The 15,070-nt window shown below is 63.7% G+C and carries 13 protein-coding genes and 4 pseudogenes; 13 read left to right on the forward strand and 4 right to left on the reverse strand.

Going from position 1 to position 15,070, the window contains the following annotated elements; all coding sequences use genetic code 11:
* The 8 genes and pseudogenes from Q427_RS20415 to Q427_RS20450 form a co-directional block, all read left to right on the forward strand.
* Nucleotides 1–361: pseudogene (locus Q427_RS20415) on the forward strand (3-oxoadipyl-CoA thiolase); the annotation flags it as partial.
* Between the two features lie 97 nt (nucleotides 362–458).
* Complete coding sequence (locus tag Q427_RS20420; RefSeq protein ID WP_043516946.1) at nucleotides 459–1,268, forward strand: IclR family transcriptional regulator; 810 nt, start codon at nucleotides 459–461, stop codon at nucleotides 1,266–1,268.
* 150 nt (nucleotides 1,269–1,418) lie between these two features.
* Nucleotides 1,419–2,555, forward strand: a complete 1,137-nt coding sequence (locus Q427_RS20425) for an MlaE family ABC transporter permease (protein ID WP_043516947.1) — start codon at nucleotides 1,419–1,421, stop codon at nucleotides 2,553–2,555.
* Complete coding sequence (locus tag Q427_RS20430) at nucleotides 2,552–3,343, forward strand: ABC transporter ATP-binding protein (protein ID WP_043516948.1); 792 nt, start codon at nucleotides 2,552–2,554, stop codon at nucleotides 3,341–3,343. The genes Q427_RS20425 and Q427_RS20430 overlap by 4 nt, the downstream gene beginning before the upstream one ends.
* On the forward strand, nucleotides 3,343–4,107 hold the full coding sequence (locus Q427_RS20435) for an MlaD family protein (protein WP_197030763.1): 765 nt from the start codon (nucleotides 3,343–3,345) through the stop codon (nucleotides 4,105–4,107). Before Q427_RS20430 ends, Q427_RS20435 begins: the two co-directional genes overlap by 1 nt.
* 172 nt (nucleotides 4,108–4,279) lie before the next feature.
* The gene (locus tag Q427_RS20440; RefSeq protein WP_197030764.1) at nucleotides 4,280–4,918 is read left to right on the forward strand and encodes an ABC-type transport auxiliary lipoprotein family protein; all 639 of its coding nucleotides are present in this window, start codon (nucleotides 4,280–4,282) and stop codon (nucleotides 4,916–4,918) included.
* Between the two features lie 131 nt (nucleotides 4,919–5,049).
* Entirely contained in the window at nucleotides 5,050–5,736 is a 687-nt protein-coding gene (gene csiR, locus Q427_RS20445; RefSeq protein WP_051496561.1) for a DNA-binding transcriptional regulator CsiR, read from the forward strand.
* Between the two features lie 179 nt (nucleotides 5,737–5,915).
* Nucleotides 5,916–6,137 carry a ribbon-helix-helix protein, CopG family gene (locus tag Q427_RS20450; protein ID WP_043516949.1) on the forward strand — a complete coding sequence of 74 codons (222 nt, stop codon included), beginning with the start codon at nucleotides 5,916–5,918 and terminating at the stop codon, nucleotides 6,135–6,137.
* A 3-nt stretch (nucleotides 6,138–6,140) separates the two neighbouring features.
* Here the strand turns inward: Q427_RS20450 and Q427_RS20455 are convergent, their stop codons facing one another.
* The 3 genes and pseudogenes from Q427_RS20455 to Q427_RS20465 form a co-directional block, all read right to left on the reverse strand.
* Nucleotides 6,141–7,100 carry a biotin-dependent carboxyltransferase family protein gene (locus Q427_RS20455; protein WP_043516950.1) on the reverse strand — a complete coding sequence of 320 codons (960 nt, stop codon included), beginning with the start codon at nucleotides 7,098–7,100 and terminating at the stop codon, nucleotides 6,141–6,143.
* Nucleotides 7,097–7,774: a 5-oxoprolinase subunit PxpB gene (gene pxpB / locus Q427_RS20460; RefSeq protein WP_442905539.1), complete on the reverse strand. Its 678-nt coding sequence runs from the start codon at nucleotides 7,772–7,774 to the stop codon at nucleotides 7,097–7,099. The genes Q427_RS20455 and pxpB overlap by 4 nt, the downstream gene beginning before the upstream one ends.
* A gap of 23 nt (nucleotides 7,775–7,797) precedes the next feature.
* A pseudogene (locus Q427_RS20465) lies at nucleotides 7,798–8,549 on the reverse strand (5-oxoprolinase subunit PxpA).
* A gap of 216 nt (nucleotides 8,550–8,765) precedes the next feature.
* On the opposite strand from Q427_RS20465, the pseudogene Q427_RS30480 reads away from it, so the two are divergent.
* The 5 genes and pseudogenes from Q427_RS30480 (at nucleotide 8,766) to Q427_RS20490 (ending at nucleotide 13,176) form a co-directional block, all read left to right on the forward strand.
* Nucleotides 8,766–9,201 (forward strand): annotated as a pseudogene (locus tag Q427_RS30480) (VOC family protein).
* A 12-nt stretch (nucleotides 9,202–9,213) separates the two neighbouring features.
* Nucleotides 9,214–10,182, forward strand: coding sequence for a LysR family transcriptional regulator (locus Q427_RS20475; protein ID WP_043516953.1), 969 nt, complete (start codon nucleotides 9,214–9,216; stop codon nucleotides 10,180–10,182).
* 40 nt (nucleotides 10,183–10,222) lie between these two features.
* Complete coding sequence (locus Q427_RS20480; RefSeq protein ID WP_043516954.1) at nucleotides 10,223–11,206, forward strand: TRAP transporter substrate-binding protein; 984 nt, start codon at nucleotides 10,223–10,225, stop codon at nucleotides 11,204–11,206.
* Between the two features lie 68 nt (nucleotides 11,207–11,274).
* Nucleotides 11,275–11,838 carry a TRAP transporter small permease gene (locus Q427_RS20485; protein WP_043516955.1) on the forward strand — a complete coding sequence of 188 codons (564 nt, stop codon included), beginning with the start codon at nucleotides 11,275–11,277 and terminating at the stop codon, nucleotides 11,836–11,838.
* 33 nt (nucleotides 11,839–11,871) lie between these two features.
* Nucleotides 11,872–13,176 carry a TRAP transporter large permease gene (locus Q427_RS20490; RefSeq protein WP_043516956.1) on the forward strand — a complete coding sequence of 435 codons (1,305 nt, stop codon included), beginning with the start codon at nucleotides 11,872–11,874 and terminating at the stop codon, nucleotides 13,174–13,176.
* 3 nt (nucleotides 13,177–13,179) lie between these two features.
* On the opposite strand, the pseudogene Q427_RS20495 reads toward Q427_RS20490, so the two are convergent.
* A pseudogene (locus Q427_RS20495) lies at nucleotides 13,180–15,038 on the reverse strand (protein kinase domain-containing protein).
* Nucleotides 15,039–15,070 lie beyond the last annotated feature (32 nt).

The raw sequence follows: 15,070 nt of genomic DNA on the forward strand, positions 1-15,070 counted from the left end.
CAGTGCCCTGGCCGGCGTACCGCCCCGCGTCATGGGGCTGGGACCGGTGCCGGCCAGCCTCAAGGCGCTGGAACGGGCCGGGCTGACCCTCGGCCAGATGGACGTGATCGAGATCAACGAGGCGTTCGCCGTCCAGGTGCTCGGTTGCGTCAAGCAGCTCGAACTGGACCCCGACGACACTCGCCTCAACGCCAATGGCGGTGCCATCGCCATCGGCCATCCTCTCGGCGCGTCCGGCGCCCGCCTGGTGCTCACCGCCTTGCGCCAGCTGGAAACCACCGGAGGCCGATACGCGCTCGTCACCATGTGTATCGGCGTCGGCCAGGGCATTGCGACCATCATCGAGCGCCTTGATGCCTGAGGCCCCATGGCAACGCTCCGGGACCGGGGCCGCGTGCGGACCGGCCCCGGGTCAATATGCGATACTCCGCGCAACGATCTCGCCACAGGGAACTCCCATGAACAAGCCTGCCCCTCTGGATGATGACCAGGCCGCTCCAGCCAAGGATCGTAACTTCGTCACCGCCCTGGCGCGTGGACTCGAGCTGCTTCGTGCCTTCGGCGCCGGCGAGGAGTACCTGGGCAATGCCGAACTCTCCAGTCGTACCGGCATTCCACGCCCCACGGTGTCGCGGCTGACCTATACGCTGACACAGCTCGGCTACCTGAAGCACAACACCCGGCTGGAGAAGTACCGTCTCGGCCCCGGCATCCTCGCTCTGGGATACCGCTTCCTGGCCAACCAGGGCATTCGCGAAATCGCCCGCCCCTTCATGCAGCAACTGGCAGAGGCCACGGACTGCAATGTCAGCCTGGGGGCCGCCGACAAGACTTCGATGATGTATATCGAAAGCTGCCACGGCAGTGGCCCGCTGATCATGCGTCTCGACGTAGGCTCACGCCTGCCCATGGCGACGACGGCGATCGGTCGTGCCTGGCTATGTGGCCTCCCCCCTGCCCGGCGCGATGCCGTGCTGGCCGAGCTCGCCGAGCTTCATGGCAGCGACTGGCCGGCCCTGGAAGCCGATATCCGGCGAAGCCAGGAGGATTACGACCGCCATGGCTTCTGCCTCTCCGAAGGCGACTGGCAGTCGCAGATCAGCGCGGTAGCCACCCCACTGATCCTCGAGGATGGTGCAGAAGTCATGGCGATCAACTGCGGGGGCGCCTCCCACCGCCTCAGCCATCAGGTCCTGGTCGAGAACCTGGGGCCAAGATTGAAGCAGGTGGCGCAGCAGATTCTGGGTGAACTGCAGCACGGTGGCTGACGACAGCCACTGGCACGCTGGTTCAGGAGGTCGCAGGACCTGACCGTGGCGGAACTGGCCTGGCGCGAGCTGTTACCCCCTGCTGCATAAGGGTATAGTGATATCTCAGCGCCATTGCAGCCAACTCCAGGGAATGACAGGCGACACGCGATGCCCCAGACCGCTCCACGCCCCGGCAATCTGGAACAGGATGCCGGCAGGCTTCGCGCCACCGGTGACTGGACGTTGCCGAACCATCAACGACTCCGTAAAACCATTGGGCAACTGCGTCGTGGCCATGCCCCGGATACGCAGGACCTGGACCTGGAGGAGCTGGGTGAGCTGGATACTTCCGGCGCGGTGCTGCTGGTCGAGCTGATCGGGCCGGAGCGCATGCTCGAGGTGACGAGCTGGGCGCCCGACCAGCCTGCGGAACGCCATGCCTTGCTGGTCGCCGTAGCCGGCGCCATGCCCCACTCCGCGACTCTCCCCCCTCGCACCCGGTCTCCTGCCGGCGTTGCACTGGGAGAGATCGGCCGAGTCATCGAAAACCTGGCAAGGCAACAGGTCCAGCTGCTCGGTTTCATTGGCCTCACCCTGAGCAGCCTGGTGGCGGTACTGCTGATGCCCTGGCGGTGGCGTGTGACCGCCCTGGTCGCCCATATTCAGCAGACCGGGCTCAACGCCATTCCCATTGTCGCCCTGCTCACCTTTCTGGTCGGCGCTGTCGTGGCCTTCCTCGGTGCCACGGTGCTACGCGACTTCGGCGCCACCATCTTTACCGTCAATCTGGTGGCCTACTCTTTCCTGCGTGAGTTCGGCGTGCTGCTGGCGGCCATCATGCTGGCCGGGCGAACGGCAAGCGCCTTCACTGCCCAGATCGGTTCGATGAAGGCCAACGAGGAGATCGACGCCCTGCGAGCCCAGGGACTGAGCCCCATGGAGCTGCTGGTCTTGCCTCGTGTCCTGGCGATGATGATCAGCCTTCCGATCCTCGCCTTCATCGGCATGCTCAGCGGCATCGCGGGGGGTGCCATGGTCTGCGTCCTGGCGCTGGACATCCCGCTGACGCAGTTCCTCGATATCCTGCAGCGTGACATCCCCCTGCGGCACATGCTGGTGGGGCTTGGCAAGGCGCCAATCTTCGCCTTCCTGATTGCGGTCATCGGTTGCCTCGAGGGTTTCAAGGCCAGCGGCAGCGCCCAGTCCGTCGGCGAGCACACCACCTCGAGCGTGGTACAGTCTATCTTCATGGTGATCCTGATTGATGCCCTGGCGGCCATGTTCTTCATGGAGATGGGCTGGTGAGCAGATCCGAGGCAACCGTCATCGAAGTCCGCGGCCTGATCAACCGATTCGGCGCTCACGTGGTGCACGAGGGGCTCGACCTCGACATCCGCCGCGGCGAGATCCTCGGTGTCGTCGGCGGCTCGGGTACCGGCAAGTCGGTGCTGCTGCGCAGTATCGTTGGATTGAAGCAACCGGACGGCGGCAGCGTTCGGGTCTTCGGCCAGGACCTGCAGCGCCTGCCTGCCGACCAGCGGTCCCGGCTGGAGCGCCGATTCGGCGTGATGTTCCAGCGTGGCGCCCTGTTCACCTCCCTCAACCTGCAGGAGAACGTGGCCCTGCCCCTGATCGAGCATGCCGGCCTGTCGCGAGCCGATGCCGAGCACCTCGCCCGGGTCAAGCTGGCATTGGCGGGGCTGCCGCCGGAGGCCGCCCTGCTGGCTCCCGACGCCCTGTCCGGGGGCATGACCAAGCGGGCCGCCCTGGCGCGAGCACTCGCCTTGGATCCGGAGGTGCTCTTCCTCGATGAACCCACGGCCGGCCTCGACCCCATCGGCGCTGCGGCCTTCGACCAGTTGCTGATGACCCTGCGCGATGCCCTGGGCTTCAGCGTATTCCTGGTCACCCACGATCTGGATACCCTGTATACCGCCTGCGACCGGGTCGCGGTGATCTCCCGCAAGCGGGTTCTCGTCGCCGATGAATTGGCGGCGGTCGAAGCCACTGACGATGACTGGATACGCGATTACTTTCATGGCCCCAGGGGCCGGGCGGCCAGCCAGGCCGTGCAGCGAACGGAGGAGCGGTGATGGAAACTCGAGCGCACCATGTCGTAGTCGGCCTGTTCACCGTGCTGGCCCTGGCCGGCGGCTTGCTGTTCGCACTGTGGATGACCCAGAGCACCAGCGACCGGGATTACATTCACTATGAGGTGTTCTTCGATCGCAGCGTCAGCGGCCTGTCGGAAGGAAGCGCCGTGGAGTACAGCGGCGTTCGGGTTGGCGAGGTCACCGACCTGCGCCTCGACCCGCAAGATCCCCGCAACGTGCTGGCACAAATCCGCGTCGAAAGCCGTGTTCCCATTCGCCACGATACCCGTGCCCGGCTGGCGCTGGCCAACATCACCGGCAGCATGTCGATTCAGTTGCATGGCGGCACGCCGGAGAGCCCGCTGCTGATCGCCTCGCCTGGATCGCCTCCGCCCCGCATTGTCGCCGACCCCTCGCCATTGAGCGCCCTGCTCGGTGACGGCGAGGAAATCCTTGGCAACGTCAACCGCGTGCTTGACCGACTCGAAGCGCTGCTGTCGGAGGAAAATACCGACAGCGTGCAGAATATCCTGGCCAACCTGGAGCAGACCACTGCCAGTCTAGCGCGCGTCGGCGATGGCCCCAGCCGACTGGTGGCACAAATGGAATCGCTGTCCGCAGAAGGCGTCGAGGCCCTTGAGGAGATACGCGCGTTCATCGAACGGGCCGGTGGCATGCTCGGTGGTCAGGGCGAGGAGATCATGGCCGGTGCTCGCCAGACCACCGCCAGCCTGGCCCGCACGGCCGAACAGATGGAGCACTGATCGGCGCCAACCAGGGGGCCCTGGAAAGCGGCATTCAGGGCATTGGAGGACTCGGCCCGGCGACGGTGGAGCTGCGCAATACACTCAACACCCTCAACCGCGTCATACGCCGCCTCGAGGACAACCCGGCCGACTTTCTGCTGGGACGCGACAACGTCGAGGAGTTCACACCGTGAGGAAAAGGCTCTCTTTCGCCAGGCTTCTTGCGTTCAGCACCATGGGGCTGCTTTCGGCCTGCACCCTGATACCCGCGAGCGAGCCTGTGAGGCTCTATGACCTACCCGCCCAACCCCTGGAGGGCATGCGCCAGGCCGAGGCTCCAGCAGGCGATGCCACCCTTCGCCTGGCGATGCCCAGTGCCGGCGGCCTGCTGGACGGGTCACGTATCGTCGTCGTACCGACCCCCAACCAGCCCCAGGTCTACCAGGGTGCACGGTGGGCGGATGCCACGCCCGTGCTGATGCGCAATCGCCTGATCGATGCCTTCCAGGAAGATGGGAGGATCACCCGACTGATCCATGCCGACACGCCGCTCTCGGCCGACCTGGAACTCACCAGTGACCTGCGTGCCTTCCAGAGCGAATACCATGGCGGCCACCCGGATGCCGTCATCCGACTGGATGTGCGACTGATCGATACGCGCTCCCGGCAACTGCTGGCAAGCCGCCGTTTCACCCAGCGCCAACCCGCAGAGGGCACGGACATCATCACGGTGGTCGATGCGTTTGGCCTGGCGGCAGACCGGCTGGCCCAGGAGCTGGTCGAATGGACGGCGCAGCAGATGACCGAGTGGCATCCACGACAGGAGTAGTGCCAGCAATATCCACGTCTTGCTATAATCGAGGATACTTTCTACGAAAAAGGACACTTGTTGAATGTCCTGCCATTACCGACTTGATGCCGATTGGTTATCATGCCCGGAAAAAGCAAGGATGACCGATCATGGACACTAGCCCACGACAGAACCTTGGCATCAGCGCTTACAGCTGGCTGAAACATGACATTACGCGGGGCGTGTTCCAGCCTGGCGAGAAGCTGCTGATGAGCCGCCTCAAGGATCGCTACGACCTGGGCATCGGCCCGCTGCGTGAAGCCTTGTCTCAACTGGTGGCCGAACGCCTGGTGGTGGCCATCAGTCAGCGCGGCTACCGGGTGGCACCGATGTCACTGGCCGAGCTTGAAGACCTCTACGACGCCCGCGCCCAGCTCGAGGGACTGATCCTGAAACTGGCCATCGAGCGCGGCGACGACAGCTGGGAGGCCGAGATCCTGGCCAAGGCCCATACCCTGTCAAAGGTGATGGAGGTCAATACCCCCGATGAGCTGCTCGATATCTGGGATACCCGCCACCAGGCCTTTCATACCGCCATTGCCAGCGGCTGCCGCTCTCCCCACCTGCTGCAGGTCCGCGAGAGCCTTTCCGACCAGGTGGAACGATATCGTCATCTCTGGCTGTGCGAGACGGTCTTTTCCGAAGCGGCCCTGGAGCGCAAGCGCCGGGAGCATGCGGCGCTGGTCGATGTCATCCTGGCACGCAAGGCCGGGCCTGCCGCCGAGATGATGCGCGAACACCTGATGACCCCTGTGCCGATCATTACCGAGGTCATGCAGCGCCGTGGCCTGACGTGAGCCCACTGCAACATTTTCTTCGCGCTTCGGTCACGGAGCGGTCACAGGCGACAGGCAACATAAACCGACAGGCTCAAGAGGTGACAAGGCGACACGCGCCTTTTATCTTTAAGCCAATACCGGTCTACCGGCCTGTCTCAGCATGATGCTGACCGACGGGACAATGGAGCGATGATGCCATGCCACATCTACTGCGACTTCCCCGCGATACCGAGACCCGGCTCGAGCATCTCTGCCGGCAAACAGGCCTGAGCAAGACTGAGCTTATCGAGCGCTGCGTCGGCATCGGCATGAACGACCTGGAGACCCAGCTACATATGGAGAGTGCCGCCAGGCAACCAGCCAGAACCAGCGAGACCAGCCTGGATCAGCTGCTGCGGGAAAGTGGACTCGGCGCCTGAGGATCAGCGCGGCGGGGAGCCGACGCCACTGAAGTTGCGCAGGAATCTCCGGTAGTCGGCGACCGCCCGTTCGCGCGCAACGGCCTCCAGCCTGACCTCCTGTCCCGGCAGGCACTGGGTCAGCATGGCCGCGGCGAGAGGCGTCAGGGCCCCCAGACGGGGGTAGCCTCCGATCGTCTGACGATCGTTGAGCAGAATGATCGGCTGGCCGTCCGGCGGCACCTGGACCGCCCCTAGCGGAATCCCCTCGGAAATCATGCTTCCCAGGCGAGATATCAGCTGCGGCCCCCGCAGCCGAACCCCCATGCGGTCGGCGCGATCATCGACCCGCCAGTCGGCATTGAAAGCGGCGTACAGGCTTGTTCCGGTAAATGCGCCGATCTGGGCGCCGGGCACCAGCGCCAGTCGACAGCCCGGTCGAGGCATGGAAGGCAGCAGCCCCGCCGGAATCCCTCGCTCGCCTACCGGCTCTCCCCGCCAGGCAAGGCGATCCCCGGCCTTGAGCGGCTGACCATCACCATGCAGTCCACCGAGCCGTTCCCGCGGCGTGGTGCTGCGGCTGCCCAGCACCTCAGGCGCCTCCAGCCCACCGGGAAAGGCAAGGTAGCTGCGCAGCCCATCCCGGGGCTGCCTGAAGACCAGCCGCTGCCCCTCGCGCACCGCGAAGCTCTTGCCGGGGGCGAGCGGCGCATCATCGAGCCGCGCATCGAGATCGGCGCCAACCAGCGCCAGTCGCGTGGCGCGCTCGACCTCGAGGGTCAAGCCGCCTCCCACCACGATTTCAAGGGCCGCGCTGTCAGGGGCATTGCCCAGCAGCCAATTGGCCCAATAGAGCGAGACCCAGTCGGCGGCGCCGCTCTGGGTCACGCCGAGATGGCGCACTCCCATGCGACCGCCATCCTCGATCATGGCAAGGGGGCCGGCCTGGATGACACGCACGCCCTCGGTGATCGTGTCGCTCATGGCCGCTCCTCCAGCGGTGTGGTATCGCCTCCCTGCGCCTCGAACTCGTCACGGGAGACGGCGAGGAAACGCACCCGATCTCCCGGCTTGAGCAGGGGATCGCCGCGCCGGGCATGCTCAAACAGGGGCACCGCGGTACGCCCAAGGATATTCCAGCCACCGGGCGATGGCAGCGGGTAGATGGCGGTCTGACGCCCCGCAATGCCAACGCTGCCGGCGGCGACCTTGCGTCGTGGCGTCTCCAGTCGCGGCGTGGCAAGCGCCTCCTCCACCAGCCCCATGAAACCGTATCCCGGGGCGAAGCCCAGGGCAAAGACGCAGTAGTCGTGGTCGCAGTGGCGCTGTATCAGCGTTTCGATAGATATCCCTGCCCGCTCAGCCACACGGTGGAGTTCGGGGCCGACACTCTCGTCATACCACACGGGAATCTCGTGGCGTTGTCCCGCCTGGGTGTCAGCGGGCTGCAGGTATTCCAGTGCCTCTCGAATACGCCCATGGGCTTCACCATGCGACAGTACGCGACAGTCATAGTGGAGCATCAGGGTGGTATAGGACGGCACCAGGTCGACCAGGGTCTTGTCGAAGGCGTCACGCAGGGCCCGGTCGGCGCCGATGATCCACGCCATGTTGGACTCTTCGATGGTATCGAAGAGCCGTATCATCAACACGTCCATGGCCGTCGTCTCGATACTTGCCCTCACGCGGACTCCAGACGGTGAAACGCCTCGCGGATCGCCCGCACGGCCGCCACCGACTCGGGATTGTCCCCGTGCACGCAAATCGTATCGCAGGGCAGCTTCAGGGCGGAGCCGTCGCTGGCCGTCAAGGCCGCGCCCTTGGCCAGCGCCACCGCCTGGGCCACGATGGTGGCTTCATCATGGTGCACGGCGTTGGGCAGCGACGTGAGACAAGGTGCCCCTGGGCATCGTAGGCGCGATCGGCAAAGGTCTCGAACCAGATCGAGATTCCCATTTCTTCGGCCAGCGCCTGGAATGGTCCGGGATCGGCCGTTGCCATCACCATCAAGGGCAGGCTGGGGTCATAGGCAAGCACCGCCCGCATCACCCCCTTCAGCAGCTCGGGATCCCGCGCCATGTCATTGTAGAGGGCGCCATGGGGCTTGACGTACTGGATGGCGGCACCTTCCGCCCGGCAGAGCCCAGCCAGGGCGCCCATCTGGTACAACACCATGTCCTCGACTTCGGCGGGCGTGCAGGCCATCGAGCGGCGGCCGAATCCCATCAGGTCGGGATACGCCGGATGCGCGCCGACCTTGACGTTGTGCCGGGCAGCCAATGCCACGGTGCGGCGCATGACATGAGGGTCCGAGGCATGAAAGCCGCAGGCGACATTGGCGCAATCCACGAAGGGCATCACGTCCCCATCCATGCCCAGGGTCCAGTTGCCGAAGCTTTCCCCCATGTCGCAATTGAGCAAGGGCATGATCATGACGATTCCTTTTATTATGACGAGTCAATATCTATTGCTTGGTTTAATCACTATATGGACAGGCCTTTTGAGGTGCCAATCGTTTTTTCCGATATTCTTTATCGGCACCTCCTATCAAACTGATATTATTTACAAAAACGGTTGACGACAGCTGTCTGGAGGATTATCAATCTAAAAAGGATGCACCAGCATAACGACAAGAATTCAGGAGGCCACATGTCTGTTTCCGATCCTTTCCACCTGGCCGTTCAGGTCCGAGATATTGATGAAGCGAGGTCATTCTACGGCGACTTCCTGGGCTGCCCCGAGGTCGATCCTCGGATAGCTGGGTCGATTTCAACCTGTTCGGACACCAGTTCGTCTGTCACCTCAACCCGGCCCTCAAGGACGCCCCTGTCGCCAGCCATACCAACCCTGTCGATGGGCACGGCGTGCCGGTACCGCATTTCGGCGTGGTGCTGGAAATGGAGGCCTGGGAGGCGCTCGCCAGCAAGCTCAAGGCCCACGGGGTGCGCTTCGAGATAGCGCCCTATATCCGTTTCAAGGGTGAGCCCGGCGAGCAGGCCACCATGTTCTTCTACGATCCCTCCGGCAACGCCTGGAGTTCAAGGCGTTCAAGGATCGGGAGAGCCAGCTGTTCAAGAAGCACTGACGAGGCCATCGGGTGCTCGATTTCAAGGAACTCGAGGCTTTCGTCTGGGCAGTGCGTCTGGGGTCTTTTCGCAAGGCCGCTTCGCATCTGCACCTGACCCAGCCCTCGGTTTCCGAGCGGATCTCGCGCCTCGAATCGACCGTGGGCCAACGGCTTCTGGAGCGCTCGGCCCGCCCCATTCAACCCACGATGCGCGGCCGGGAATTCTTTCTCCATGCCGAGCGCATGCTGCATCAGCGCGATGAGGCGATGCAGCTGTTCGACAGCGAGGAGACCTTTTCAGCCCCCTTGCGCGTCGGAACCATCGAGACCATCGCCCATAGCTGGCTGCCGGATTTCATGCGCCGGCTGACCGACAAGTACCCGGACCTGATCATCGAACTGACCGTCGATTATTCACCTGCATTGAATGACCGGCTCGACAAGAATGAACTGGATATCCTGTTGGCAATGAACGGATATCTTGCAGAGGACCGCATAGATAGCTTGCCTCTCAGCCCCTATGAAATGGGAATGTTCATTGCCCCTGTCCACGCCGAGCTGCTGCTGGACAATTCACGCCAATGGATGAGAACGCTTCCCTTCATCTCCTTTGGCAAGAAGGCCAGGCCCTATGAAGAACTCATTCAGTACCTGGCCCGAGAGAAGCTGAAACAACCGCAGATACACAGCGTCAGTACGCTGATGACCATCGCGCGAATGACCATGGAAGGCTTGGGAATTGGCGCGCTGCCCGTCACCACGGTGCTGGACCAGTGGCAAAGCGGGGAGCTCTACCGCATCGCCCTTCCTAGGCCGTTACCGGACATGCACTATGATGTGATATGGCGCACCGCCAACCATCCACGATTCTGCCGCGGCGTGGCCCGGCTGGCACAGGCATGTGCCGAAGGCTATGAGAAACGGCGCCAGGATGAGATGGAATCCACTGATTTCGAAGGCCGTTGGGTGCGGCCGCAATACCCCACGACTCACCCGTAGGCAACAATACGACAATCAAAATGAACAAGAGGTCTTTACCATGCACAAGACGATAGCAACCCCCGTGATGCTGGCGGCCGCCTTCGGCTTCGCAGCCACTGCACAGGCAGCGGAATGGACCATGGCGACCCCCTATGGCGATGCCAGCTTCCATACCAAGAACGTCAAGCAATTCGCCGAGGACGTGGCAGAGGCCACCGACGGCGAACTACGCATCAATGTGCACAGTGGCGGGTCCCTGGTCGCCCACGGTGAAATCAAGCCGTCGGTACGGCGCGGCACCATCGAGGCGGGCGAGGTCTTCCTCTCGGTTCTCTCCAACGAAGACCCGATCTTCGAAGTCGATACCCTGCCGGGGGTGGCAGGCAGCTACGACGAGGCCTTTGCCCTCTGGGAAGCCACCAGGCCACTGATCACCGAGCTGTTCGCCAACCAGGGCTTGATGCCCCTCTACGCCGTGGCCTGGCCATCCCAGGGTATCTATACCGACTTCGAACTGAACAGTGAAGAGCAGTTCGAGGGCCTGCGGGTCCGGGCACCCAACATCAATACCCAGCGCTTCGTGAACTACCTGGGCGGCAACCCCACCGAAACCGAGGAGTCCGACATCCCCACCGCCTTCAGCACCGGGCGGGTGGATGCCATGATCACCTCGACCTCTACCGGCAATGCCATGACCGCCTGGGATTACGTCTCCCATTACACCGACGCCAACCTGTGGTTGCCCAAGAATATCGTCTTCATCAACCAGCGCGCCTTCGACCGCCTGGATGAGGCGACCCAGGAGGCGGTCCTCGAAGCAGCCGCCCGTGCCGAGGAGCGCGGCTGGCAGATGAGCCGAGATGACAACCAGGCAAGCACCGAGGCCCTGCAGGAAAACGGTATCACCGTGGCCACGCCGAACGATGAGGTGGCAGCCGCACTGCAGGCAGCTGGCGACAGGCTTTTCAGCGACTGGGAAGAGCGCGCCGATGACTCGGCCAAGCAGGTACTCGAGGAGTATCGCAACCAGCTTGATAACTGAAGCCTGACCACGATGGCGCGGCGGCAGCCCGTCGCGCCCTCCCCTCGAGCATGCCGTGAGGCCAAGCCATGACATTCAAGTTCGACAAACTCTACCGCCTTGGGGCCTGGGGGGCGGCGGCCTGCATGGTCACTATCTGCGTCCTGATCTCGCTGCAGGTCACCTTCAGACTCATGGATGCCGGCCTGGTTCTGATTGGCCTGCGACGAACCGGCATCAGCATTACCGGGGTTTCGGAGATCGCCTCCTACCTGCTGGTTGGCGCGACGTTTCTCGGCCTCGCCTATACCTTCGTTCATCATGCCCACATCCGCGTGACACTGCTGATCTCGCGACTCCCCTCTGCCATTCGCGTCTGGTTCGAGGTCTTCGGGTTGCTGGTCGCCCTGGTCCTCAGCCTGCTGCTGGGCTATGGACTGATCGAACTGGCCAGGGAGAGCCTCGCGTTCAACGATGTCTCTTCAGGCTTCCTGGCGATTCCCCTCTGGATTCCGCAGACCGTCCTGGCAACCGGCGTGGGGCTGCTCTGCCTCGCTCTGCTTGAGGCGCTGATCATCGCCTTGCGCATCGCCGCCCGTGACCCCTCGAGCTTTCGCGAAGCGACGGCCATCAACGACAGCGAGAAACGCTGAGCCCGACCTCTATCCTCTCTCGGAGATACTCTCGTGCTGACATTGAGTCTGGCTACCATATTCACGCTGGCACTGCTTCTGGGCAGCGGCGTCTGGATCGCCTTTGCACTGATCGGTACCGCCTGGGTGGCGCTGGCCTTCTTCAGCCCCTTTGCGCCGGGCCCGATCCTGGCATCGGACTTCTGGGGCGCCAGCTACGGCTGGGACCTGACCGCCCTGCCCATGTTCATCTGGATGGGCGAGATACTGTTCCGCTCGGGGCTGGCCGACAGCATGTTCCGCGGTCTCTCGCCCTGGCTAAACCGCCTCCCCGGCCGGCTGCTGCACACCAACATCATCGGCAGCGGCATGTTCGCGGCGGTCTGCGGCTCGTCGGCGGCCACCTGCGCCACCGTGGGCAAGATGACCCTGCCCGAACTCGAGCGTCGCGGCTATGACAGCGGCATGGCGATCGGCACACTGGCCAGCGCCTCCACCCTTGGCCTGCTGATCCCGCCCTCCATTGTCCTGATCGTCTATGGCGTGGTGACCGAGCAGTCGATCTCACGGCTGTTCATGGCGGGCATCGGCCCGGGCCTGATGATCCTGGCCCTGTTCATGGGCTACCTGATCCTCTGGTCGCTGATGAAGGGCAACCGCCAGGGCCTGACCGGAGACGACGAGTCGTCAATGCCCCTGGCCGAGAAGCTTCGCCATACGTTGTCGCTGATACCGGTCCTGCTGCTGATCGGCGGTATCATAGTGTCCATCTACGGCGGCCTGGCCTCGCCCACCGAGGCCGCAGCCGTCGGCGTGGTGCTCTCCATCGTGATCGCACGCTGCACCGGCAGCTTCGGCCTTGGCACCTTCAAGGCATCGCTCTTTGCGGCGGTCCGTACCGCCTGCATGATCGCCTTCATCATTGCCGGTGCCTCGTTCCTCACCTCGGCCATGGGCTTCACCCAGGTGCCCATGCAACTGGCCCGGGCCATCGGCGAGATGGGGCTGTCACCCACCATGCTATTGGTGGCCCTGACCCTGCTGCTGCTGATAATGGGCTGCTTCCTCGACGGCATTTCGCTGATCTTGCTGGTAACGGCCATCCTGATGCCCCTGGTCAACGCCGCGGGCTTCGACCTGATCTGGTTCGGCATCTACCTGGTCGTCGTGGTGGAAATGTCGCAGATCACCCCGCCGGTGGGTTTCAATCTGTTCGTGATCCAGGGGCTGACCGGCAAGGATATCGTCACCATCACCAAGGCGACCCTGCCCTTCTTCCTGTTGATGATGCTGTCCATCGCACTGCTGTACATCTTCCCCGAAATCGCCCTCTACCTGCCCCAGGCAATGACCCGCTGAGGCTCAATCGGCCGGGGACTGGCGCAACGCGGCGCTTGCATCGCGTTGCGCCAGCCGTGGGTCCCGGGGATAGTAGCGCTCCGGCTGACGCTCCACATGGGCGAAGAACCGGGTGTCCTTGTAGGGCATCTTCATGAAGCCGGACACCCCCAGCCCTTCGATCAGGCCCACCGCCGACAGGATATCGTCCAGACGCTGGCGGAATTCCGTCTCCCGCGAGGGATCCAGGAGTCGATAATAGCTGTGGATCTTCAGGTGCTGCGGCAGTGCCTCGAAGATGATCATGCCGGTATGGTGGATCTCGTTGAGCGCCTCCAATGAAGCGATGATCTCCTCGGGCAGCACCAGGAACTCCTCCGGGTCTGGGCCATCCTCGAAGTAGCTGTGCAGGCGGCTTCGGTCTTCCAGTTCGGGCATGGCGCTGACGTCATAGCGCAGGACCATGCCCGGTTCGACCACGAAGGGACGATCCGGCCCCTCCCGGTCCAGGTGCAAGGTGTCGCGGGCATTGAACAGGCAGCTCTTGAAGATGCCCTGGCGATAGATCGCCCGGGCGAGGTTGACCATATTGTTGACCGCCGCCACGAAGGCGGACTTGAGTTCCGCGTCGTGCAGGTTGAGTGAGGTGTCGATGTAGACGCCCTCGGCTTCCCAGCGCACGGCCAGCCCGCCGACCACGGGATACTTCCCCAGCCGGCTGACGGCGGCGAGAAACGCCTTCTCCGTTTCCCCCATGCCCTGCATGAAGTTCTTGTAGTAGCGGTCGAGCTGGACGTCGTTGACGTCATTGAGGGTCTCCGGCGCCCCCTCCTCGCGCAGGAAGGCCTTGCGCGAACTATAGACCACGGTATCGATCTCGCGACTGGAGGGGCGCAACCAGGTGGGCACCAGGGCCGCTTCCGGCGGTTCGGGCAGGTCGATCATGACCAGGCGTGAGAGCTTGGCATCTCGCGGATGAAATGGTCGCCGGCACGCAGTCGCACCCGGGGGTCGGGGTCGAGCATGCCGTCGAGCATGCGGGCGAACTCCATGGGCAGGCCCAGAGAGGTGGCCGGTATCGCACGATGGCCGAAGCGGCAGGACTGGGCAGACGCCAGGGCGTAGAGGGTGCCCGCCGTGCCCTGCTCGTCGAAGCGCGGCGAGGAGAGCGCCCCGTTGAGCTGCTCTTCACCGATGAAGTAGACGTCGCCCAGGCGGGCGTTGGTCTGTTGGAGATTGTCCGACATCAGTTCCATGACGTTGGCCGCCACGAACTGCTGGTTGGCATCGAGCTGGGCGAATACCGAGGAACCCCAGTCGATCAACGCGATATCCTCGTTGCGTGCATCGAAGACGAGGTTCGAGGGCTTGATGTCGCCATGCACGATGGGTCGGCCGGCCGGACCGGACTCACGCCGCAGTGCACTCAGGATATCCGCCAGCTGCCCGGCGATACGCACCACCAGCCGGGGCGAGAGCCTGCCCTCGCGCAGCGAGACCTCCTCCAGGTTGAGGCCCGGCGCACGCTGCATGACGAGGATCGACTGATTTCGCACCCGCTGATAGGCCACCAGCTTCGGCACCCGCGGATGGTCGACCTGCTCCAGCATGAAGGCTTCCTCCTCCAGTCGGTCCTGAAGGTGCTGGGGCAGGTTGACCCGGGTGAACTTGAAGACGTACTCCTCGTCGTGGGCGGTCACCCCGGCGAAGACGAAGCCGTAGGCACCCTTGCCGATCAGGGCGATATCCCGGTAGCCCAGTTGAGCCAGCTGGGCCTGGCACAGCGCCACCCACTCCTTGAGCTTGCGGGCATCGTCGTGGCTGAGCAGGTAGATCGACTGCTCTTCCGGAATATAGAACTGCTGCAGCGGCGCCTGGGACATACGTCACCCTTATGGTCCTCACCCTCTGGTCA

Source organism: Halomonas sp. BC04, assembly GCF_000568385.1.